Genomic DNA, 22743 nt, shown 5'->3' on the forward strand with positions numbered 1-22743 from the left:
ACTTTTATTTTTAATTATAAATTTCTTACTATATTTCTTTTTTTATATCCTGTATAAACCTGTCTAGGTCTACATAATGGATCTTTGTTTGATATTGTTTCTTTCCAATGAGCTATCCATCCTGGTAATCTACCTATTGCAAACATTACTGTAAACATGTCTTTGGGAATTCCTATAGCTTTATAAATAATTCCAGAATAAAAATCAATATTTGGATAAAGTTTTTTTTCTATAAAATACGAGTCTTTTAATGCTTGTTCTTCAATATTTTTTGCAATTTCTAAAATTGGATCTGATATTTCTAATTTATTTAATAAATTTTCTGCAAGTTTTTTTGCTATTTTTGCTCTAGGATCAAAACTTTTGTATATACGATGCCCAAACCCCATTAAACGAAATGGATCTTTTTTATTTTTTGCTTTATTAATCCATTTTTTTATATTACCTCCACTTTTTAAAATATATTCTAACATTTCTATTACAGCTTGATTAGCTCCGCCATGTAGTCTTCCCCATAATGCAGTTATACCAGCAGATATAGAAGAAAATAAACCAACATGAGCAGTCCCTAATAAACGTACTGTTGTTGTAGAACAATTTTGTTCATGATCTGCATGTAAAATGAATAATTTATCTAATGAATCTATAACTATTTTATTATTAAAAAATGATTTATTTTTACTTGAAAAAAACATTTTCAATATATTAGAAGTATAACATATTTTTTCTTTTGAAAAAGATAAAGGTAATCCAAATTTTTTTCTATAAGTTATAGCTGCTAACATAGGAAATTTTGCCAATAAACTCAAATACATTTCTTCATTATTTGTTAAATTATTGTAATTTTCAAATGTAGTTAATATATGAGTTAAAGATGACAAAATTTCCATTGGATGATAAAATTTTGGAAATTTTTCTATAATTTGATAAATTTCTTTATTAATAAAATTTAATTCTCTTACTTTTTTAGAAAATGATTTTAATTGTACAATATTAGGTAATTCACCATTTAAAATAAGATAAATTGTTTCTAAAAAAGAACATTTATCAGTAAGGTCTTCAATAGAATATCCTCTATATAAAAGTTCTCCTTTATCTCCATTTATAAAACTAATAGAACTTTTAGTAATACTTGTATTTTTAAAACCAGGATCAAAAGTAATAAAACCTGTATTTTCTCTCAATTTTGAGATATTAATATATTTATTAAAAAAAGTATCATAAACTACAGGAAAATCATAATTGGTCCCACTTATATCTATATGAATAATACTGCACATAACAAATTAATTTTTCTTAAATAAATATCAATAAAATTAAATAAATAAAAAACATCATTATTATATTTACTAATTAAGTATTTTAAAAAATCATTTTATTAAATGGGATTAATGTATTAAATCCTTTTTTATAAAAATAATTTTTCATTCCTTTTCTATAACTTATTAATACAAAATCTCCGCCCCAAGTCCCTAAACTTTTTACTAATCCTAAATAATCTGGAAAGTATATTTCCTTAATAGTAGGAATATTTAATATTTTTGAAATTATTATTTCATGTTGTAATAGTAATTCTTCAAATTCTTTTAAATTATTGCAAAAAGAAATTTTTAAAGTAATAGAGGATATTAAATTTATACTTTTATTCAAAAATTTTTTTTTTATTTTTGAGTAAAAAGATTGTATTCCATCGTAAGTACTCTTTTTTTTATTAAGATGTAAAAAAAAAAGTTTTTCTTTAAACTTAGGATTAAATTTTATAGGAAAGACATAAGGTCTTTTATTATAAATTCTATATATTATTGGTTTAGACTTATACACACAAGCTATATCATAACCACTTCCATTAAAATAATTACTTATCAAAAAATAAGGATTTATTTTAGCCCATTTAGCAATGTTATTTATTAGAGTAGAACTACTTCCTAAACCCCAATTTATTGGAAATTCTAAATGTGTTTTTACTTGTATTTCATAATTTTCTGTAAGAAATTTTTTTTGAATTTTTTTAGACTTTAATAATAAACTTTTTAACCTAATAGCTATTTTTTTTTCTGTTTCATAAAAAATATCTAAATAAGGAAGTTTAAAAATAACTTCAAACCAAATATTATTAACTTCATTAAAACTCTTCCAATGTAAAATAGAAGAAAAATTACTATTTTTATTTTCTGTAATAGTTAATGATTGACCTCTAATTGTAGGAAGTGCTAAACCAAATGCTCCACATAAAATTAAATATTCTCCTGTTAGTAGCAATTTTCCATTACTATAAAAAGATTTTTTATTCTTATACATTATTACATAATTTTGCATTTTTTTTTATTAAACTCTATTAATATTTTTTTTACCATTCCTTTTAAAATACTTTTTGGGCTAATTTCTTCGAATGAACTAACTCCAACAGAAATCATGTTTTTTATGGTTTGTTTCCATTTTACTGGTGATGTAATATGTTTTATAATATTTCTTTTTATTTCTCCACAATTTGTTACAGAATTACCAGTTACATTTTGATAAATTGGACATTTTGGTTTTTTAAAAGTTATATTTTTTATAATATTTTCTAATTTTTTTTTTGCTGGTTCCATAATTGGAGAATGAAATGCTCCATGAACAGGAAGATAAATAATTTTTGTTGTTCCTATTTTTTTTAAATGTGAGCAAATTTTTCTTAAAAATTTCAATTCTCCAGATATTACTATTTGTTTAGGTGCATTATAATTAGATGGGACAACATTTCCATTTTTTTCTTTACAAATAGATTCAACTATTTTATCTTCTAAACCAAAAATTGCTGCCATACCTCCATCAGTATTTTCACAAATTTCTTGCATAATGTCAGCTCTTTTTTTTACTAATCTTAATCCATCTTCAAAAGAAAGTACTCCAACTGAAGACAAAGCAGAAAATTCTCCAAGAGAATGCCCAGCTACCATATCTGGATTAAAATTATTTAATATTTTAGTTTTTATTACTGAATAAATATATATTGCTATTTGTGTATATCTTGTATATTTTAATATATTTTTTTTATCTTCAAACATTACAGATGTAATTGAAAAGTTTAGAATTTTATTAGATAATTGAAATAATCTTTTAGCTAAAAAACTTTTATCATACAAATCTTTTCCCATTCCTACAAATTGTGACCCTTGACCGGAAAATAAGTAAGCTTTCATAAAAGATTTTTATTAAAAATTTACTTAATATTATACAATTATAATTACATATTATGAATATTACTGATACTCATACACATTTATACATGGATATATTTGAAAAAGATTTAGATGTCATTATTAAAAATTCTTTATCACAAGGAATAGTAAAATTTTTTCTACCTTCTATTAATAAAATTAGTGTAAAAAAAATAATTAAATTAAAGAATAAATACCCCAATATTATTTATCCAATGATAGGACTACATCCTAACTATGTTCATCCAAGTAATATTGAAAAAGAATTGGATTTTATACAAAAATTTATAAATAAATACTCTTTTATTTCTATAGGAGAAATTGGAATGGATTTTCATTTAAGTAATAAATTTGAATATGAACAAAAATATGTTTTTAAAACTCAAATAAAATTGGCACAGAAAAAAGAATTACCAATAGTAATTCACTGTAGAAAAGCATTTAATCAAGTTTTTGATATTCTTTCAAAAGAACCTTTTTATAATTCTATAAAAGGAGTATTTCATTGTTTTACTGGAAATTTAGAAGAAGCAATTAAAATTACAAATATAGGAATGAAATTAGGAATAGGAGGAATAATAACTTTCAAAAATAATAGTATTGTAAATTTTTTACATAAAATAAAATTAGATAATATTTTATTGGAAACAGATTCTCCATATTTATCACCACATCCTTTTAGAGGAGAAAGAAATACTCCAATAAATATAAAAATAGTTTTGAAAAAATTATCTCAAATTTATATGATGCCAGAAAATGAAATAGCCAATATTATTGAAAAAAACGTAAAAAATTTATTTTTTCAAAAAGATTAAATCATTTTATATGGATTTACATATTTATCAAATTCTTCAGAAGTTAAATAACCTAAACGAACTGCCTCTTTTTTTAAAGTACTATTATTTAAATATGCTTTTTTTGCTATAATAGATGATTTTTCATATCCAATATGAATGTTAAGTGCAGTAACTAACATCAATGATTTATCTAATAATTCCTTAATCCTTTTGTAATTTGGAGTAATTCCATTAACACAAAAAGAAGTAAAAGAACATATAGAATCTGATAACAATTTTGATGATTGCAAAAAATTATATATGATTAATGGTTTACAAACATTTAATTCACAATTTCCTGAAGCCCCTGCCATAGAAATAGTAACATCATTTCCTATTATTTGCATACAAACCATAATAATTGCTTCACATTGAGTAGGATTTACTTTTCCAGGCATAATAGATGAACCAGGTTCATTCTCAGGTAAATGAATTTCATTAATTCCTGATCTAGGTCCGGATGATAAAAATCTAATATCATTAGATATTTTTATTAATGATACAGCAACCCTTTTTATAGCTGAATGAGTTTCAACTATAGCATCATGAGATGCTATAGATTCAAATTTGTTATCTGCTACTTTAAATGGGAATCCAGTATATTTTGATAAATATTTTATAACTTTTTTATCATAACCTTTGGGACAATTTAATCCAGTACCTACAGCAGTTCCACCTATAGCTAATTCTGATAAATTTTGTAAAGTTCTTTTTATAGAATTTAATCCATGTAATATTTGAGATGAATATCCTGAAAATTCTTGTCCTAAAGTAATAGGTATAGCATCCATAAAATGTGTCCTTCCTATTTTTACAATATTTTTAAATAGTAAAGATTTTTTTTGTAAAGATTTTTTTAATTTTTCAATAGAAGGAATAGTTTTTTCCAATAAAATTTTATAAGATGCAATATGCATGGCAGTAGAAAAAGTATCATTAGATGATTGTGACATGTTTACATCATCGTTTGCATGTATAAATCTCTTTTCACTATTTTCCAATTTTTCTCCCATTTTTACATGACATCTGTTGGAAATTACTTCATTAACATTCATATTAGTATGTGTACCAGAACCAGTTTGCCATACAACTAAAGGAAATTGATCATCTAATTTTCCATTTATAATTTCATCACAAACTTCTGATATAATGTTTCTTTTTTTTTCAGATATAATTCCTAAGTCAAAATTTGCATTAGCAGAAGCTTTTTTTAATAGACCAAAAGAACGAATAATTTCTATAGGCATTGAATTAGGATTTCCAATTTTAAAATTTATTCTTGATCTTTCTGTTTGTGCCCCCCAATATTTTTCTACCGGTATTTTAACAGTTCCTAGTGTATCTTTTTCTTCTCTAAAAATCATTTTTTTTGTTATATTTTTATAATTTAGTTAAAAAAGTATTAATTATTTCAAAAATGACAATTAAATTCATAGGATTTTTATTATTTTTAATAATATTTATATCTGGATTTTGGTGTATAATTTTTTTATCTATTTTTATTATCTATTGGATATTGAGTTGGTTAACAAATATTATTATAGAACATTATCAATATGGTAAAAATATCAAAGAAAAAAATTAAAAAAATATTAATAAATAAATATTTTTTGATTAGTTTTTCTTTTATAATATGGATATGTTTTTTTGATACTAATTCTTTAATTCTTCATTATAAATTTAAAATAACCATTGATAAAATGATGTTATATAGAAATTTTATTAAGAAAAAAATTTTACATGAAAAAAAAATTGTTAAGAAACTGTCTACTGATTTAAAATTCATAGAAAAATATGCTAGAGAAAAATTTTATATGAAAAAAGAAGATGAGGATTTATTTGTTTATAAAGATGACAAAGAAATATCATCTATTAATATGTAATAATAAAATACTTAAATCAGAAGGAGATACTCCACTAATTCTAGAAGCTTGTGCTAAAGAAGTTGGTTTATAATAAGTTAATTTTTCTCTAGCTTCTATAGATAAAGAATTAATATTTTTATAATTAAAATTATTTGGAATTTTAATATTTTCTAATTTCAATAGCTTTTTTGCATTTCTTTTTTCTCTATCAATATATCCTTTATATTTAATCTTTATTGATACTGCTTCTAATATTTCTTTATCAAAATCATTTTTTTTTATCTGATCTATTACTAATGGAATAGATTTTATATCTTCTATACTTACTTCAGAACGAGACAATATTGATTCTATTGTTTTTTTATCACTTATTATAGGAAAATTTTTATTTTTTAAAATAAAATTAATATCTATTGGATTAATAAAGTAATTTCTAAATAAATGTAAACATTTATTTATTTTATTTTTTTTTTCATTTACTATTCTAATTTTATTTTTTGATATTAATCCTATTTTATATCCTATATGTGTTAATCTTTCATCTGCATTATCTTGACGTAATAACATTCTGTATTCGGCTCTTGAAGTAAACATTCTATATGGTTCTTTTGTTCCTTTTGTTACTAAATCATCTATCAAAACTCCAATATAAGCTTCATTCCTTTTAAGAATAAAAGATTCTTTTTTTTTAATTTTCAAACTTGCATTAATCCCAGCTATTAATCCTTGAGCAGATGCTTCTTCATACCCTGTTGTTCCATTTATTTGTCCAGCAAAAAAAAGATTATCAATATATTTACTTTCTAATGTAAGTTTTAACTGTTCAGGATAAAAATAATCATATTCAATCGCATAACCTGGTCTTAATATTTTTATTTTTTCAAAACCTTTTATTTTTTTCAAAGATTCATATTGTATTTTTTCTGGAAATGAAGTAGAAAATCCATTAACATACATTTCTACTGTATTCCACCCTTCTGGTTCAACAAATATAGGATGTCTATCTTTATTTGTAAACCTATAAATTTTTTCTTCTATAGATGGACAATATCTAGGACTTACTCCATTTATTGATTTAGAAAAAATTGGAGATGATCCTAAATTATCTTTAATAATATCATGAACAATTTTATTTGTATAAGTTATATAACATTTACATTGTTTTATCAATTTATTTGTCTTATAAAAAAAAGAAAATTTCTTTGGATTAATATCTCCATACTGTACTTCCATTTTTTCATAATTTAAAGACCTTCCATCAACTCTAGGAGAAGTACCTGTTTTCATTCTTCCATGTTTAAATCCAAAACATTTACTTAATTGTTCTGTTATTCCTTTAACTCCACTTTCTGATATTCGTCCTCCTTTAATTTTTTTTTTACCAATATGAATTATTCCATTCAAAAAAGTTCCATTTGTTAGAATAACTGTATGAGTTTTAATTTTAATTCCAAAATAGGTAATTACTCCTTTAACTTTGTATTTTTCTACAATAAGAGAAACTACAGTATCCTGGTAAATATCTATTTTATCATTCTTTTCTAAAAAAAATCTCCAATAATAGGAAAATAATCTTCTATCACATTGAGCTCTAGGACTCCACATAGCCGGTCCTTTAGATGTATTTAGCATTCTAAATTGAATACTACTACAATCTGTAATTATTCCGGAAAAACCACCTAAAGCATCTATTTCTCTAACAATTTGTCCTTTTGCAATACCTCCAATTGCTGGATTACAAGACATTTGCCCTATTGTTTGTAAATTTGAAGTTATAAGTAATGTGTTACATCCCATATTTGCAGAAGCAAAAGAAGCCTCTAATCCTGCATGACCTCCCCCTACTACTATTATGTCGTATGTATTATTAAACATAATAATTTATTTAAATAAATTTAAATAAAAATTTTCCTTTTTTTCCATTATTTTTTTATCTGATTTTTTTTTATCATTATATCCTAAAAAATGTAACAAAGCGTGAATCATAACTTTATTTAATTCAAAAATAAATAATTGATTCCATTTTTTTGAATTATATAAAACTTGTTCCACACTAATAAATATATCTCCTGATATACATTTATTTTTTGAATAGTTAAATGCAATTACATCAGTATAAAAATTCTTTTTAAGGTACTTATTGTTTAAATCTAAAAGATAATCATTACAACAAAAAATATAATTTATATTACCTACAATTCCACCTTCATTTTTTAACAAAATAGGAATTTCATTTAAAAAAAAATATTTATTTTTAATTCTAAAATATGGAATTTCATAGAATAATTTAATCATTATCATTACATATAACAAACATATAATACATAAAAATATAAGAGAAATAAAAATAAATAAGATAATACCTAATATACTAACATTACTAAATCTATTTTTTGGATGTGTGTCTATAATATTTTTGAATTATAAAAATTTTTTTAATTATTCTGTAATATTTACTTTACTATCCATAGTATTTGATGTACTAGATGGATATATTTCTAGAATAATGAAAAATACAGATAATAAATTTGGTAGAGAACTAGATTCTCTTGCAGATATGGTCTCTTTTGGAGTAGTACCTACATTAACTACCTACTTATTATTGAAAAAGTTAAATATTAATTTTTATATAGAATGGATTTCTATATCAATAGCTATTTTTTCTGCATTACGTTTGGCTAAATTTAATACTTATAATAATAAAAAAGGGTTGAAAACCCCAATAAATACATTATTTTTTTATTCTATTTTTATTATTATAAATACAAAAACTTCTTTTTTTATAAAAAAAATTATTATCAATAATCCAATTATTATAATAATTTTACTATTTTTTTCATGTTATTTTTTAATATCTAAAATATCAATGCTGTCTTTAAAATTTCAAGGTTTATCTTGGAATAAAAATAAAATTCGTTATATTTTTATATTTTCTAGTTTATTTTTATTTATGATTTTACAAGTATTTTCTTTACCATGTATTATTATTAATTACATAATTATCTCTATTTTATTTAAAAATAAAAAAAATTGTATATGAAACTAAAACTTTATCGTCCTATTTGTTTTTTTGATATAGAAGCCACAGGAATAAACATAGGAAAAGACAGAATTATAGAAATATCTATATTAAAAATTTTTCCTAATGAAGATAAAGAAAGTAAAACTTGGCTAATTTGTCCTGGAATTCCTATTCCTCCACAAGCTACTGCTATACATGGAATTAAAGATGAAGATGTAGAAGACAAACTAAAGTTTAAAGATGTAGCATTTTCTATTTTAAAAATGATTGAAAATACTGATTTAGCTGGATATAATTCTAATAGATTTGATATTCCAATATTAGCTGAAGAAATTCTACGTGCAGGATTATCTTTTGATATAAAAAAATTCAAAACTATAGATGTACAAGTTATTTTTCATAAAATGGAACCTAGGACACTTTCTGCTGCTTATAAATACTTTTGCAAAAAAAAACTTGTAAATGCTCACAGTTCTAGAGAAGATGTATTTGCTACATATGAAATATTACTATCACAACTAGAAAAATATGATAATCTGAAAAAAGACGTAAAAAGTCTAAATCAATTTTCCAATCATAAAAACATAGTAGATTTAGCAGGATTTATAAAAATAGATGAAAATAGCAATGAAATATTCAATTTTGGAAAATATAAAGGTCAAAAAGTAATTGATATTTTCGATAAAGATCCAAATTATTATGGATGGATACAAAATTCACATTTTCCGTTATATACAAAAAAAATATTAATGGAAATAAAATTAAGAAAATTTAATGATAATAAAAAAAATTAATTATTCATTAAATCTTTTAATTTATTTGCAATAAATATAGAAAGATTTTTTCCACGTAATAAATTTTTTGATAGACAAGCAAGGTTTAAAACTTCTTTAAATATTTTTATTCTTCTTTTTTCTGGAATAATTTCTTGTAACATTTTTTTAACTAATAAATGATTTGTATTTACTATTAACTGATAATCTTTGCTAAAAGATTCATCATCTTTATTTTCTTTATATACTAAGTTATTAATTTCTTTTATTCTTCTAATAAATTCAGGGACAACAATGGTAAATGGGGTCTCATTTTCAGAAAAATTTTCTAATTTAATAGTAGTAAACATTGAATTATCCTTAATAAAATTTCTCAATTTATTTTCTTCTTCTTCAGAAATAGTAGATGGATAATATATTTTATTTCTCTTATGTATAATATTATCAACATGATCAGAATCAACTCTAACGAAAGAAATTTCTTTATAAGAAATTTCTAATTTTTGTATTAAATGAACTGATAGTGGACTATTCATAAACAAAATTTCATAATTCTTATTTTTTGCTTCTTCAATAGAATTATACTGATCTTCTTTATTTGTAGCATAAAGGAAAATTATTTTATCATCTTTATTTGTTTGACTTTCTTTTACTTTATTTTTAAAATCTTGTAAAGTAAAATAATGTTTTTCAATTGTTGTGAATAAATAAAAATGTATTGCTCTATCAAAAAAGTCTTGTGTACTTATCATTCCATATTCTATTATAATTTTTATATCCTCCCATTTTTTTTTAAAATCTAGTATATTATTTTTAAATATAAAATTTAATCTATCAGAGACTTTCCTAGTTATATATTTTGATATATTTTTTATTGTACTATCAGATTGTAAATAAGAACGTGATACATTAAGTGGAATATCGGGTGAGTCTATTACTCCTCTTAATAAACTCAAAAAATCAGGGACAATTCCTTCTAGATTATCAGTTATATAAACTTGATTTTGATATAAATGTATTTTGTCTTTTTGTACACTTAAATTTTTTTCTATTTTTGGAAAAAATAAAATTCCTGTTAATTTAAAAGGATAATCAATATTGAGATGTATCCAAAATAAAGGGACTTCTATTTGATTAGGATATAATTCATTATAAAAATTTGTATAATCTTTATTATTTAATTTAGAAGGATTTTTTTTCCATGCTGGAAGTATATTATTTATAAGAATTTCATTATTATCTTTTTCTTTTGAAGAAAAATAAATTTCTACTGGCATAAATTTACAATATTTTTTTAGTAACTTTAAAATACTATTATACTCCAGAAATTCATTATTTTCTTCATTATCACTTATATAAAGAATAATTTCAGTTCCTATGTTTCTTTTGCTTATTTTTTTCATAATAAATTTTGGTGAGCCATCGCAAGACCAAAATATAGAAGAATATTGTCTTTTATAAGACTGTGTACGCATAACTACTTTACTTGCTACCATAAATGAAGAATAAAAACCTAATCCAAAATGACCTATTATATTTGAAGAAGTATTTTCGTATTTTTGAATAAATTCTTCAGCCCCAGAAAAAGCTATTTGATTAATATATTTTTTAACTTCTTTTTCATTCATTCCAATTCCATTATCAACAATATTAATTGTTTTTTTTTCTTTATCTAAAAAAACTTTAATTATTAATTTTTCGTCAATTTTTTCTTCTGTTTTAGATACATTATATATTGTTTTTAATTTTAAAATAGCATCTACAGAATTGGAAATAAGTTCACGCAAAAAAATATCTCTATTTGAATAAAGAAATTTTTTTATAATAGGAAAAATATTTTCAGAAGTAACACTAATTTTATTTTCTTCCATATAACATATTTTTTTTAAAAAAAGAGTTTTGTTAAAGTAAAAACTAATATTATTTTAAAATTTTACTTGAAAAAAGAATTAATAAATTTTTTTTCATTAAAAATTTTAAAATCTTCTATTTTTTCTCCATTTCCTACATATTTAATAGGTATTTTAAATTTTTCTAATATACTTAAAATAAATCCAGCTTTAGCGGTCCCTTCAACTTTTGTTAATATTATAGAAGTAATTTTTAAAACGGAAAAAAATTTTTTTACCTGTTCTATTGCATTTTGTCCAGTAGTAGCGTCCAAAACAAGAATTACTTCATGTGGAGCATCTATAATAATTTTTTTCATCACCCTACTAATTTTAGAAAGTTCTTCCATAAGATTAATACGATTATGTAGCCTTCCAGCAGTATCAATTATTGCAACATCAATTTTTTTTGACTTTGCTGATTCTAAAGTATCATATGCAACTGAGGCCGAATCTGCGTTTATATGTTGTTTAATTAAATGAACTTTAGCTTTTTTAGCCCATATTTCTAGTTGATCTATGGCAGCTGCTCTGAAAGTATCTGCAGCTCCTATTACTGAAGAATACCCTTTATTTTTTAAAAAAAAAGCTAATTTTCCAACAGTAGTAGTTTTTCCTACTCCATTTACACCGACTATAAGAATAACATATGGCCTACTATTTATTTTTATTTTTTCTTCTAAACATTCATTTTTAATATTTATAAATATATTTTGTATTTCTTTTTTCAAAAACTTATATAAATTTTTTTCATTATTTTTTACTGAATATTCTTGTTCTTTAATTTTTTTTTCTAAATTCCTAATAATTTTCAAAGTAGTTTTTACACCTATATCGGCTGATAATAATATACTTTCAACTTCATCAAGATCTTCTATTTTTATAGATTTTTTTTTTGTAAAAAAATTTTTTATTTTAGAAAAAAAAGATTCTTTATTTTTATTTGTATTTGTATTTATATCTTTATTTTTATTTTTTTCTTTTTTTTTTGAAAAAAACATATATTTAATTATTATTTTTTATTTTTTATTTAATCGAAGTTAAGATTAAGATTTATTTAAGAAAAAGTTATTTATTTCTTTTTCATTAATCATTTTTTTATCAAACTTATAAATATTTTCTTTATTAGATTTTATCATTTTTATAGCCAAAATCATTTTTTTTTTCTCTATTTTTTTTTTATTTTCCAGTTCTAATTTTTTAGATTTAGAAGGATTTTTATAAATTTTAGTTTTAGAAGACATTTAATATTATTATTTTATTTCTTTATGAATTGTATATTTTTTTAATATTGAATTATATTTTCTTAATTTCATTCTATTTGGTGAATTTTTTTTATTTTTCATTGTAACATATCTAGAACATCCAGATATTCCACTTTTTTTTTGTTCAGTACATTCTAATATAATTTGTATTCTATTTCCTTTCTTACCCATTTTTATTTATGTTTATAATTTATAATTAAAACGTTTTAAAACATTTTCAATTCCTATCTTATCAATAAGTCTAATAGTAGAGACACATACTCTCAATGTAATCCATTTATTTTTACTTGTTAAAAAAAAACGTTTTCTATGCAAATTTATATTAAAAAGACGTTTATTCTTATTATTAGCATGAGATATTTTATTTCCTATCATTGCTTTCTTTCCTGTTAATTCACATATTCTTGCCATTTTATAAGAAATTATATAATTTGTTTTAAATTAAATATATGTAAAAAGAAAGACATTTCATGTCAGGACATAGCAAATGGGCAAATATTCAACACAAAAAATCTAACAAAGATTATAAAAAATCTAAAAAATTTTCAAAATATATTAGAGAAATAGGGACAATTATTAAAGAATATGGAATAAATAATTCTCATTTTAGAAATGCAATTATTAATGCTAAATCAATTAATATACCAAAAAAAACTATAGAAAAAACTATTAAAAAAGCATTACAAAAACAAAAAGAAAATTACTATAATTTAAATTTAGAAGGTAAAATATATGGAATTAGTATAATTATTGAATGTATAACAGATAATAATATACGTACAACTTCTACTATAAAAACCTATTTTAATAAAAGTGGAGGAAAGTTATGTAATAATGGATATCTTATTCATTTATTTAAAAAAATTGGATTATTTTCAATAAGGAAAAATTATATTAGTCAATCAATTGATGATTTTGAACTTATGTCAATAGATTTTGGGTCAAAAGAATTAATAATAAAAGATGAAACTGTATATATTCACACTGATATAGAACATTTTGGACTTATGAAAAAAAATTTAGATAGATTGAATATTAATTATGTATGCGAAACAAAATGTATACCAAAACAAAAAAAACTATTGTTAGGTAAAAAAAAAGAAATAGTCACAAGTTTAATAAATAAACTTGAATCATACGAAGAAGTAAAAAACGTATATTACGATATGATAAAATAAATTATAAAATATGTGAAACATCCTATCGCATTTTTTTAATTTTAAATTATTATAATGAGGAAAGTCCGGACACTATAGAGCAACATAATGGGTAATACCCATCCATCGAAAGATGAGGAAAAGTGCAACAGAAAGAATGTACATTACATATATAATTATATGCAAATGTAGTGAAATCAGGTAAACTCTATGTGGTGAAATGCCATGTATACCGAAGACTTGCTCGGTTAATTTCGGGGGGTAGGCAGATAGAGATTTATGGGTAACCTAAATTCTAGATAAATGATAGGATTATATATTATTATAACAGAATCCGGCTTATAGTTTCACTTATTTTATTTTTATTTTTACATTATTAGGAGAGATGGCCGAGGGGCTTAAGGCGCACGTCTGGAAAGCGTGTACACAAGTATAATAAGTGTCAAGGGTTCGAATCCCTTTCTCTCCGTTTTATATTTTATCTATATCATTTAATTTTCTTTCTATCAAATTAGTTTGTGTTCCCAATAATTTGTCTATGTCTTTAGCTGCACCCTGTAATTTATCTTTTGCTTTATGTAACATAATACCAAATTTTGCAAATTCTTGTCTTACAGCCTCTAATGTTTTCCATACTTCAGAAGTTTTTTTTTGTATAGATAAAGTCCTAAACCCAATTTGCAAACTGTTTAATAAAGCAGCTAACGTTGATGGCCCAGCTATTACAGTATTATAATTTATTAATAATTTTTCTAACAAAGAAGAATTTTTTGTTACTTCTGCATATATACTTTCAAAAGGTAGGAATAATATAGCAAAATCTGTAGTATATGGTGGATCAATATATTTTTCTTTAATATCTTTGGACATTTTTTTTAATACAGATTCCATATTTTTTTTTGCTAATTCTATTAATTTCTTATCACTTTCATAATAAGCTTTTTGTAATTTTTCATATGTTTCTTTCGGAAATTTAACATCTATTGGTAACCATACATTTCCATCACCTATTCCAGGAAGTTTTATAGCAAATTCAACTACATAATTAGTATTAGTTTTTGTTATTACATTAGTATCATATTGATCTGGGGATAGAATTTGTTCTAATAACATTGATAATTGCATTTCACTAAAATTCCCACAAATTTTAACATTATTTAAAGTTTTCTTTAAAGAAACTACATCTTTTGCTAAAATTTTCATTTCTCCTAAACCTTCTTGTAAAAATAAAAGTTGATTACCTATAATTTCAAAAGATTTTTCTAAATGAATATTTAAAGATTTTTGAATTTTTTCATTTACAGATTCATTTATACATTCCAATCTTTTTTCCATAAGAATATAAAAATCTCTTTGTTCTTTGTAAATTATTTCCAATTTTTTAGAATTGTTATCAACGTAAGATTTCATTTCATTACCTATAGAATCTCTAAAATTATTTAAAGATGGGATCCATAATTCTTTTAGTTCTTTAAAAGAATTTGCATTTAATTTATATAATTCATAATTTTTATTTTTCTGATTTTTAAATTCGTATTTTAAAAAGGATTCTAATTTTTTAAAAAAATACATAATGCATATGAAAAAAAAATGCACAAGTAAATAATACAACAGAATAATAAAAAAACATTTTTTAATATATTGAGAAGGTTAAAATAAATAGCGGGAATAGGACTCGAACCTATGACCTTCGGGTTATGAGCCCGACGAGCTACCAACTGCTCCATCCCGCGTAAAGAAAACAATATAATATTTTTCATGTACAAAACAAAATTAAACTATAAAAAAAACAATATAAAAATTATCCATTCATTGATATTAAAAATTCTTCATTATTTTTAGTTCTAGACATTCTGGACTTTAAAAATTCCATTGCTTCTACTGGATTCATATCAGAAAGATGTTTTCTTAGTATCCACATCCTTTGCAAGGTATTAGAATCAAGTAGTAAATCATCTTTTCTAGTACTAGAAGAAATAAGATCTATAGCAGGATATATTCTTTTATTAGCTATTTTTCTATCTAATTGAAGTTCTTTATTTCCAGTTCCTTTAAATTCTTCAAAAATAACCTCATCCATTTTAGATCCGGTATCAATCATTGCTGTAGCAATTATGGATAAAGAACCTCCATTTTCTATATTTCTTGCTGCCCCAAAAAATCTTTTTGGTCTGTGTAATGCATTTGCATCAACTCCACCTGATAATACTTTACCAGATGTTGGTGCAACAGTATTATAAGCTCTTGCTAAACGTGTAATAGAATCTAACAATATTACTACATCGTGAGAACATTCTACCATTCTTTTTGCCTTTTGTAATACAATATTTGCTACTTTTACATGTCTATCAGCTGGTTCATCAAACGTAGATGCTATTACTTCTCCATTAACACTCCTTTGCATATCAGTAACTTCTTCTGGACGTTCATCTATTAACAAAATAATAAGATATACTTCAGGATGATTTGCAGCAATAGCATTAGCTATTTCTTTTAGTAAAGTAGTTTTTCCTGTTTTTGGAGGAGCAACTATCATTCCTCTCTGACCTTTTCCTATTGGAGTAAATAGATCTACTATTCTGGTAGAAATAGTTGAATTTTTTTGAGCTAGTTTAAATTTTTCATTAGGAAACAACGGAGTTAAATGTTCAAAAGAATTTCTTTCTCTTACCATAGATGGATTACATCCATTTATTTCAAGTATTTTTATTAATGGAAAATATTTTTCTCCATCTTTTGGAGGTCTAACTTCACCTCTAATTGTATCACCTGTTTTCATTCCAAAAAGCCTAATTTGTGATTGAGATACATATATGTCATCAGGAGATGACAAATAATTAAAATCTGATGATCTTAAAAATCCATAATTTTCTGGCATAATCTCTAATACCCCTTCACTAATTATAATACCTTCAAATTCATATTCCGGAACTCTGTATTTTTTGTTATAAATATTTTTCTTTTGTATTTCATTTTTACCAACTGGATGGTAAATACCGTGTTCATATCTTTCATTTTTCTTTCTATTAGGAATAGTAGAAATAGATGAACTTTGATATTTCTTTTTTGGATATTTACAAGATTTTTCAGTTGTTTTTTTTATATATTCTTTAGAATCAGTAGAATATACTTTTTTCTCTTTTGTTTTTTTAAACGAATTATTTGTATTTACATTTTGTCTAATTTTGAATGTATTTTTTGTAATATTTTCCTTTTTCAAATTTGAATTTGAAGAAGGATTTATAGAAATATTTTTATCATTAAAAATAGAAATAATTTTCTCAAGGAGTTCGTTTTTTCTCAATTGTGTACATTTTTTCAATCCTGAAGAACGAGCAATCTCCTGTAATTCAAAAAGTTTTTTACTTTTTAATTCAGTGATATCAAACATAAAATAATTTTGTTAGATTTTTTTTATATTATATGTGTATGGCTAGTAATTTATTATAAAAATAACTTAGAAATGATATATGCAATTATACAAAAAAATTGAAATTAAACTGAACTTAAATTAAAGAAAGTTATTACATTTAATATATTTATTTTATTATGTTATATAGAATACAAACATTATATTTATTTATTTCAACTTTTATTCATTTTATATCTATATCTATTTTTTACAATATAGATATAGTAGATATAGGAATAGTAAAAAAAGAATTTATATTAGAAAAATCAATTATTATTCTTTTATTTACATGTGTAGTAATTACTATTTTAAGCATTTGTTTATTTAGAAAGAAAAAATGGCAAATTATAATAAACAAAATAAATATATTTATAAATATTGTAATTATCTTCACTAACATATTCATTTATTTATATTTGATAAATTCTTTTTCTTCTGAAATAAAAATCATATTTTTTTTATTACTGTGTTTTTTGAATGTAATATTATATATTACAGCAAACAAATATATAGTTAAAGATATTAAAATAATTGATTCAATAAACAGAATACGATAAAATTATATATAAAAATATTTAATCAATTAAAAATTATAAAAAATGGAAAATTCTTCATTGATTAATAAATTAGAAAAATACAAAAAAGAATTTTTAGAAATTTCTAAATCAATTAGAAAAGAACATTTTTATAAAAAAAAAAAATATAAAAAATTTTTAGAAAAATATTCTGTATTAGAAAAAATAGTTCTTCTTTATGAAGAATATAAAAAAATTTTACTATCTATTAAAGAAGCTAATTATATAATAAAAAATGATTCAGATTTAGAAATGAAAGAATTAGCTATTACAGAAAAATATAAAATGTTAAATACACTACGTTCTTTAGAAAAAAAATTACAAAAACTTTTCACATTTAAAAACAAAAAAGATACTGAAATAGTAGAAGATTATAGAAATGCTATTCTAGAGTTACGAACTGGAACAGGAGGAGATGAAGCATGTTTATTTTTAGAAGATATATTAAGAATGTATACAATGTATTTTAAAAAAATAGGGTGGAAATATAAAATAATACATGCTCAAAGAGGTGGAATAAAAGGATTTAAAGAAATAATTTTAGATGTAAATGGAGATCAAGAAGTTTACGGAAATTTAAAATTTGAATCTGGAGTACACAGAGTACAAAGAATTCCAAAAACAGAATCTCAAGGAAGGATTCATACATCTGCTATTACAGTAGCTGTTCTTCCACAAGTAGATGATATAGAAATCAACATTAATTTAAATGATATAAAAAAAGAAACTTTTCGTTCTAGTGGAGCAGGGGGGCAGCATGTAAATAAAACTGAATCTGCTGTAAGACTAACACATTTACCTAGCAAAATTATAGTAGAATGTCAAGAAGAACGTTCTCAACACAAAAATTTTTATAAAGCAATGAATGTATTAAAATCTCGTATATATAAAAATATCATGGATAAAAAATTAAAAGAAAGATCTATTAAAAGAAAATCTCTTGTTTCAACTGGGGACAGATCTGTTAAAATAAGAACTTATAATTATCCTAAAAACAGAGTAACAGATCATAGAATACATAAATCAATTTATGATCTTATTGGTTTTATGAATGGAAATATACAAAATATGATAGATTATCTAAAAAATTATGAAAATAATATTTAGTTATTTTTATTTTTTAAAAATATTGTTAAAATCTCTTTCGTTAAGAAAATTTGTATTATAAACTCCTTTTAAAAAATTTTTATTTTTCATTAATTTTTTGTAGAATGAAAGATTAGTTGGGATCCCTTCTATTATAAATTCATCTAGAGATCTACACATTTTTTCAATAGTTTCTTTTCTACTATTTGCTGTAGTAATAAGTTTTGCAATCATAGAATCATAGTAATGAGAAACATAATAACCAGAATAAATATGTGTATCAATTCTTACACCATTTCCTCCTGGAAAATGAACTTGAGTAATTTTACCAGGAACTGGACGAAAATTTTTACATGGTTCTTCTGCATTAATTCTACATTCCATTGCATACATTTTGGGAAATATATTTTTCCTTTCGGAAAGTTTATTTCCATATGCAATATAAATCTGTTCTCTTATCAAATCAATTCCTGTTATCATCTCTGTTATTGGATGTTCTACTTGTATTCTTGGATTCATTTCCATAAAATAAAAATTTTTATTTTTGTCAACTAAAAATTCTATTGTTCCTATTCCTTCATAGTGAATATATTTAACTGCTTTTATTGCATACTCACCCATTTCCTTTCTAAGAGATGAATTTAAAAATGGAGATGGAGCTTCCTCTAACAATTTTTGATTTCTCCTTTGAATAGAACAATCTCTTTCCGAGAGATGAAAAAATTTTCCATATTTATCTCCTATTATCTGAATTTCAATATGTCTTGGATTTAAAATATATTTTTCTACATACATATCTTGTTTTCCAAAAAAAGCTAATGATTCTTTTCTAGCCTCTTCCAAAGAATTTTTTAAACAATTTTTATTAAAAACTGATCTAATTCCTTTTCCTCCACCACCATAAACAGTTTTTATCATAATAGGATATCCTATTTTTTCTGCAATTTTTTCTATTTCATTATAGGTAGGATCTATAAAACTATCTGAACCTGGAATACATGGAATTCCAGCTTTTATCATTGTTTTTTTTGCTGAAATTTTATTTCCCATTTTTATCATATGAATAGGTTTAGCTCCTATAAACTTTATTTTATGTTTTTCGCACATAGATGAAAAATATGGACTTTCAGACAAAAATCCATATCCAGGATGAATCGCATCAGCATTTGTAATTTCTGCAGCAGAAATTAAATTTGGAATATTTAAATAAGATTTATTTGGATCAGGAGGACCAATACATACTGCTTCATCAGCAAAGAAAACATGAAGACTATATTTATCTGCAGTAGAATAAACTGCTACAGTCTTTATTCCCATTTCTTTTGCAGTACGTATAATCCTTAAAGCAATTTCTCCTCTATTTGCTATTAGTATCTTTCTAAACATATTTAAATTTAATGGTAAGACTCTAAAAGAAATAAAGGTTGATCATAATCAACAGGAGAAGAATCTTCCACAAAAATTTTAATTATTTTACCATTAACTTCAGATTCTATATTGTTAAATAATTTCATAGATTCTATTACACAAAGCTTTGTTCCTATTTTAATTATATCTCCTATTTGAACAAATGGGGGTTTGTCTGGATGAGGTTTCCTATAAAAAATTCCTATCATAGGAGATTTTATTGTTACATATTTATTATCAATATTTTTTATATTTTTATTTTTCATCAAATTAAGATTTACTGATGAATGAGAAGTAAACAGATCTTTTTTATATTTCAATGTACTATATCGTTTTTTTTTGTAAAAATTATTTTTTACATAAATTTTTATATTTCCTATTTTAATTTTTACTTCACTTATATTTGATTTTGAAATAAATTGTATAATAGACTTAATATTTTCTACATCCATATAATCATATAATGTTATATCATTATTCTATTTAAATTTTTCATTTTTTTTATATTTATATAACACAATATTACCTCTGTAATATAATTTATTTTCGTACCAATGAGCATGATGATATAAATGTTTTTTATTAGTAGAAATACATTTAACTAACATAGGTTCTTTCATTTTTAAATGACTTCTTCTATGATTTCTCCTAGATTTAGATGTTTTTCTTTTAGGATGTGCCATAAAATAAATTTGTATATAACATTTTTATACTAATTTAGAAATAAAAATAGATGTTTTGTATAATTTATATATAATATATTTTAACATATTTAATTTTTTTTCCGTATGATAAACAAACGTGAAGAAAATTATTCTAAATGGTATACTGAAATAATAATTAAATCAGGATTAGCAGAGTTTTCAGGTATTCGTGGTTTTATGATTATTAAACCTTATGGATTTTTATTATGGGAAATGATGAAGAATGAGTTGGATAAAGTACTTAAAGATACAGGTCATGAAAATGTTTATTTTCCTATTTTGATTCCAAAATCAATTTTTTCAAAAGAAATAAAACACACTAAAATTTTATCTGAAGGATGTGCTATTATAACTCATTCTAAAATAAAAAAAACAGAAAATAAAAAACATATAATTATTGATCCTAAGTCTAAGTTAGAGGAAGAATTAGTAGTTAGACCTACTTCAGAAAGTATAATATGGAATATATATAAGCGTTGGATACATTCTTATAGAGATTTACCTATATTATTTAACCAATGGGGAAATGCAGTTAGATGGGAAATGAAAACTAAATTATTTTTAAGGACTACTGAATTTTTATGGCAGGAAGGACATACAGCTCATTCTAATAAAGAAGAAGCAATAAATGAAGCAAAAAAAATATTGGATATTTATACTGATTTTTCTGAAAATTTTTTAGCAATTCCTGTATTACAAGGAATAAAACCTTATATGGATAAGTTTCATGGATCAGAATATACGTACTGTATAGAAGCTCTAATGCAAGATGCAAAATCATTACAAATTGCTACTTCTCATTTTTTGGGTCAAAATTTCTCAAAAGCTTTTAATGTAAAATTTATGAATCATAATGGAAAAAAAGAATATGCATGGGGAACATCTTGGGGAATTTCAACTAGAATAATAGGAGGATTAGTTATGTCTCACTCTGATAATAGAGGTTTAATTATACCTCCAAAAATTGCTCCAATACAAGTAGTTATAATTCCTATTTTACATGATGAAAAATTGGATACTATTAATAATATAGCAAAAGATATATTTAATATATTGATAAAAATAGGAATACGTGTAAAATATGATAATAGGACTAATTTTACGCCTGGATGGAAATTCCACGAATATGAAATGAAAGGAGTTCCGATAAGAATTAATATTGGATTAAATGAAATAAAAAGTAAAAAAATAGAAGTTTTTAGACGTGATACCTATGAAAAAAAATTAGTTCCTATAAATGAAACAAAATATTTTATAAAAAAATTACTTAATAAAATACAAAAAAATATTTATGAAAAAGCTGTACATCGAACTAAAAAGTTAACTATTAAAATTGATAATTATAATGAATTTAAAGAACATATAAATAATTATGGAGGCTATATATTAGCTCATTGGGATGGGACAAAATATACAGGAAAAAAAATTCAAGAAGAAACAGAAGCTACTATTAGATGCATTCCTTTTTCTTATAAGGATAAAAAAGGAAAGTGCATTTATTCTGGGAATCCATCATCTAAAAGAGTAGTATTTTCTAAATCTTATTAAGAAT

At 22.9% G+C, this 22743-nt stretch carries 25 protein-coding genes, 2 tRNA genes and 1 other RNA gene; 11 read left to right on the forward strand and 17 right to left on the reverse strand.

From position 1 onward, the window contains the following. Window positions 1-14: 14 nt before the first annotated feature. From H0H76_RS00440 to fabD, 3 genes are all read right to left on the reverse strand, one after another. Window positions 15-1280, reverse strand: a complete 1266-nt coding sequence (locus tag H0H76_RS00440) for a citrate synthase (RefSeq protein ID WP_185855585.1) — start codon at window positions 1278-1280, stop codon at window positions 15-17. 82 nt (window positions 1281-1362) lie between these two features. Continuing rightward, complete coding sequence (locus H0H76_RS00445; RefSeq protein ID WP_185855586.1) at window positions 1363-2298, reverse strand: GYDIA family GHMP kinase; 936 nt, start codon at window positions 2296-2298, stop codon at window positions 1363-1365. Window positions 2299-2300: 2 nt separating this feature from the next. Beyond that, entirely contained in the window at window positions 2301-3182 is an 882-nt protein-coding gene (fabD, locus tag H0H76_RS00450) for an ACP S-malonyltransferase (RefSeq protein ID WP_185855587.1), read from the reverse strand. A gap of 53 nt (window positions 3183-3235) precedes the next feature. On the opposite strand from fabD, the gene H0H76_RS00455 reads away from it, so the two are divergent. Then, window positions 3236-4015 (forward strand): TatD family hydrolase, encoded by a 780-nt coding sequence (locus H0H76_RS00455; RefSeq protein WP_185855588.1) that lies wholly within the window; start codon window positions 3236-3238, stop codon window positions 4013-4015. Here the strand turns inward: H0H76_RS00455 and fumC are convergent. Beyond that, the gene (gene fumC / locus H0H76_RS00460) at window positions 4012-5400 is read right to left on the reverse strand and encodes a class II fumarate hydratase (RefSeq protein ID WP_185855589.1); all 1389 of its coding nucleotides are present in this window, start codon (window positions 5398-5400) and stop codon (window positions 4012-4014) included. The genes H0H76_RS00455 and fumC overlap by 4 nt on opposite strands. Before the next feature lie 53 nt (window positions 5401-5453). Here fumC and H0H76_RS00465 point away from each other — a divergent pair, with 53 nt between their 5' ends. Together H0H76_RS00465 and H0H76_RS00470 are read left to right on the forward strand one after the other, a co-directional pair. Next, a complete protein-coding gene (locus tag H0H76_RS00465) occupies window positions 5454-5621 on the forward strand; it encodes a hypothetical protein (protein WP_185855590.1) in 168 nt (55 codons plus the stop codon). Further along, window positions 5593-5919: a septum formation initiator family protein gene (locus H0H76_RS00470; protein ID WP_185855591.1), complete on the forward strand. Its 327-nt coding sequence runs from the start codon at window positions 5593-5595 to the stop codon at window positions 5917-5919. The genes H0H76_RS00465 and H0H76_RS00470 overlap by 29 nt, the downstream gene beginning before the upstream one ends. Here the strand turns inward: H0H76_RS00470 and mnmG are convergent. Both mnmG and ybeY read right to left on the reverse strand, forming a co-directional pair. Beyond that, window positions 5902-7776, reverse strand: a complete 1875-nt coding sequence (mnmG, locus tag H0H76_RS00475; protein ID WP_185855592.1) for a tRNA uridine-5-carboxymethylaminomethyl(34) synthesis enzyme MnmG — start codon at window positions 7774-7776, stop codon at window positions 5902-5904. The genes H0H76_RS00470 and mnmG overlap by 18 nt on opposite strands. 6 nt (window positions 7777-7782) lie before the next feature. Beyond that, window positions 7783-8196: an rRNA maturation RNase YbeY gene (gene ybeY, locus H0H76_RS00480; RefSeq protein WP_185855593.1), complete on the reverse strand. Its 414-nt coding sequence runs from the start codon at window positions 8194-8196 to the stop codon at window positions 7783-7785. 121 nt (window positions 8197-8317) lie between these two features. On the opposite strand from ybeY, the gene H0H76_RS00485 reads away from it, so the two are divergent. Next, window positions 8318-8941 (forward strand): CDP-alcohol phosphatidyltransferase family protein, encoded by a 624-nt coding sequence (locus tag H0H76_RS00485; RefSeq protein WP_394798730.1) that lies wholly within the window; start codon window positions 8318-8320, stop codon window positions 8939-8941. Continuing rightward, window positions 8938-9717 carry a 3'-5' exonuclease gene (locus tag H0H76_RS00490; RefSeq protein ID WP_185855594.1) on the forward strand — a complete coding sequence of 260 codons (780 nt, stop codon included), beginning with the start codon at window positions 8938-8940 and terminating at the stop codon, window positions 9715-9717. The genes H0H76_RS00485 and H0H76_RS00490 overlap by 4 nt, the downstream gene beginning before the upstream one ends. Here H0H76_RS00490 and htpG read toward each other — a convergent pair. The 5 genes from htpG to rpmB all read right to left on the reverse strand — a co-directional run bounded on the left by htpG (window position 9714) and on the right by rpmB (window position 13261). Continuing rightward, window positions 9714-11567: a molecular chaperone HtpG gene (htpG, locus tag H0H76_RS00495; protein WP_185855595.1), complete on the reverse strand. Its 1854-nt coding sequence runs from the start codon at window positions 11565-11567 to the stop codon at window positions 9714-9716. The two genes, H0H76_RS00490 and htpG, sit on opposite strands and share 4 nt — an antisense overlap. A 62-nt stretch (window positions 11568-11629) precedes the next feature. Then, window positions 11630-12586: a signal recognition particle-docking protein FtsY gene (gene ftsY / locus H0H76_RS00500; RefSeq protein WP_185855596.1), complete on the reverse strand. Its 957-nt coding sequence runs from the start codon at window positions 12584-12586 to the stop codon at window positions 11630-11632. Between the two features lie 45 nt (window positions 12587-12631). Further along, window positions 12632-12829 (reverse strand): DUF4295 domain-containing protein, encoded by a 198-nt coding sequence (locus tag H0H76_RS00505; RefSeq protein ID WP_185855597.1) that lies wholly within the window; start codon window positions 12827-12829, stop codon window positions 12632-12634. Window positions 12830-12838: 9 nt separating this feature from the next. Next, window positions 12839-13021 (reverse strand): 50S ribosomal protein L33, encoded by a 183-nt coding sequence (rpmG, locus tag H0H76_RS00510; RefSeq protein ID WP_185855598.1) that lies wholly within the window; start codon window positions 13019-13021, stop codon window positions 12839-12841. A 12-nt stretch (window positions 13022-13033) separates the two neighbouring features. Beyond that, complete coding sequence (rpmB, locus tag H0H76_RS00515; protein WP_185855599.1) at window positions 13034-13261, reverse strand: 50S ribosomal protein L28; 228 nt, start codon at window positions 13259-13261, stop codon at window positions 13034-13036. A 59-nt stretch (window positions 13262-13320) separates the two neighbouring features. Between rpmB and H0H76_RS00520 the strand changes: the two genes are divergently transcribed. The 3 genes from H0H76_RS00520 (at window position 13321) to H0H76_RS00530 (ending at window position 14476) form a co-directional block, all read left to right on the forward strand. After that, window positions 13321-14028 (forward strand): YebC/PmpR family DNA-binding transcriptional regulator, encoded by a 708-nt coding sequence (locus tag H0H76_RS00520; protein ID WP_185855600.1) that lies wholly within the window; start codon window positions 13321-13323, stop codon window positions 14026-14028. A gap of 9 nt (window positions 14029-14037) precedes the next feature. Further along, an RNA gene (gene rnpB / locus H0H76_RS00525) (RNase P RNA component class A) lies at window positions 14038-14365 on the forward strand. A 21-nt stretch (window positions 14366-14386) separates the two neighbouring features. Next, window positions 14387-14476 (forward strand) — tRNA-Ser (locus H0H76_RS00530). A 2-nt stretch (window positions 14477-14478) separates the two neighbouring features. On the opposite strand, the gene H0H76_RS00535 is transcribed toward H0H76_RS00530, so the two are convergent. From H0H76_RS00535 to rho, 3 genes are all read right to left on the reverse strand, one after another. Further along, a complete protein-coding gene (locus H0H76_RS00535) occupies window positions 14479-15579 on the reverse strand; it encodes a DNA recombination protein RmuC (RefSeq protein ID WP_185855601.1) in 1101 nt (366 codons plus the stop codon). A gap of 88 nt (window positions 15580-15667) precedes the next feature. Next, a tRNA-Met gene (locus tag H0H76_RS00540) sits at window positions 15668-15740 on the reverse strand. Between the two features lie 68 nt (window positions 15741-15808). After that, entirely contained in the window at window positions 15809-17398 is a 1590-nt protein-coding gene (gene rho, locus H0H76_RS00545) for a transcription termination factor Rho (protein WP_185855602.1), read from the reverse strand. A 158-nt stretch (window positions 17399-17556) separates the two neighbouring features. On the opposite strand from rho, the gene H0H76_RS00550 reads away from it, so the two are divergent. After that, a complete protein-coding gene (locus H0H76_RS00550) occupies window positions 17557-17976 on the forward strand; it encodes a DUF4293 family protein (protein WP_185855603.1) in 420 nt (139 codons plus the stop codon). A gap of 42 nt (window positions 17977-18018) precedes the next feature. Then, complete coding sequence (gene prfA / locus H0H76_RS00555; RefSeq protein ID WP_185855604.1) at window positions 18019-19101, forward strand: peptide chain release factor 1; 1083 nt, start codon at window positions 18019-18021, stop codon at window positions 19099-19101. Window positions 19102-19107: 6 nt separating this feature from the next. On the opposite strand, the gene accC is transcribed toward prfA, so the two are convergent. Genes accC through rpmF form a run of 3 tightly spaced genes read right to left on the reverse strand, consistent with a single transcriptional unit; the run spans window position 19108 to window position 21170 of the window. Continuing rightward, window positions 19108-20466, reverse strand: a complete 1359-nt coding sequence (gene accC, locus H0H76_RS00560; RefSeq protein ID WP_185855605.1) for an acetyl-CoA carboxylase biotin carboxylase subunit — start codon at window positions 20464-20466, stop codon at window positions 19108-19110. 8 nt (window positions 20467-20474) lie between these two features. Beyond that, window positions 20475-20939 carry an acetyl-CoA carboxylase biotin carboxyl carrier protein gene (gene accB / locus H0H76_RS00565; RefSeq protein ID WP_185855606.1) on the reverse strand — a complete coding sequence of 155 codons (465 nt, stop codon included), beginning with the start codon at window positions 20937-20939 and terminating at the stop codon, window positions 20475-20477. 27 nt (window positions 20940-20966) lie between these two features. Beyond that, the gene (gene rpmF, locus H0H76_RS00570; RefSeq protein ID WP_185855607.1) at window positions 20967-21170 is read right to left on the reverse strand and encodes a 50S ribosomal protein L32; all 204 of its coding nucleotides are present in this window, start codon (window positions 21168-21170) and stop codon (window positions 20967-20969) included. A gap of 105 nt (window positions 21171-21275) precedes the next feature. On the opposite strand from rpmF, the gene proS reads away from it, so the two are divergent. Beyond that, window positions 21276-22739: a proline--tRNA ligase gene (gene proS / locus H0H76_RS00575; protein ID WP_185855608.1), complete on the forward strand. Its 1464-nt coding sequence runs from the start codon at window positions 21276-21278 to the stop codon at window positions 22737-22739. The last annotated feature ends 4 nt before the right edge of the window (window positions 22740-22743 follow it).

The organism is Blattabacterium cuenoti (genome assembly GCF_014251275.1).
GTDB classification, from domain to species: Bacteria; Bacteroidota; Bacteroidia; order Flavobacteriales; family Blattabacteriaceae; genus Blattabacterium; species Blattabacterium cuenoti_AG.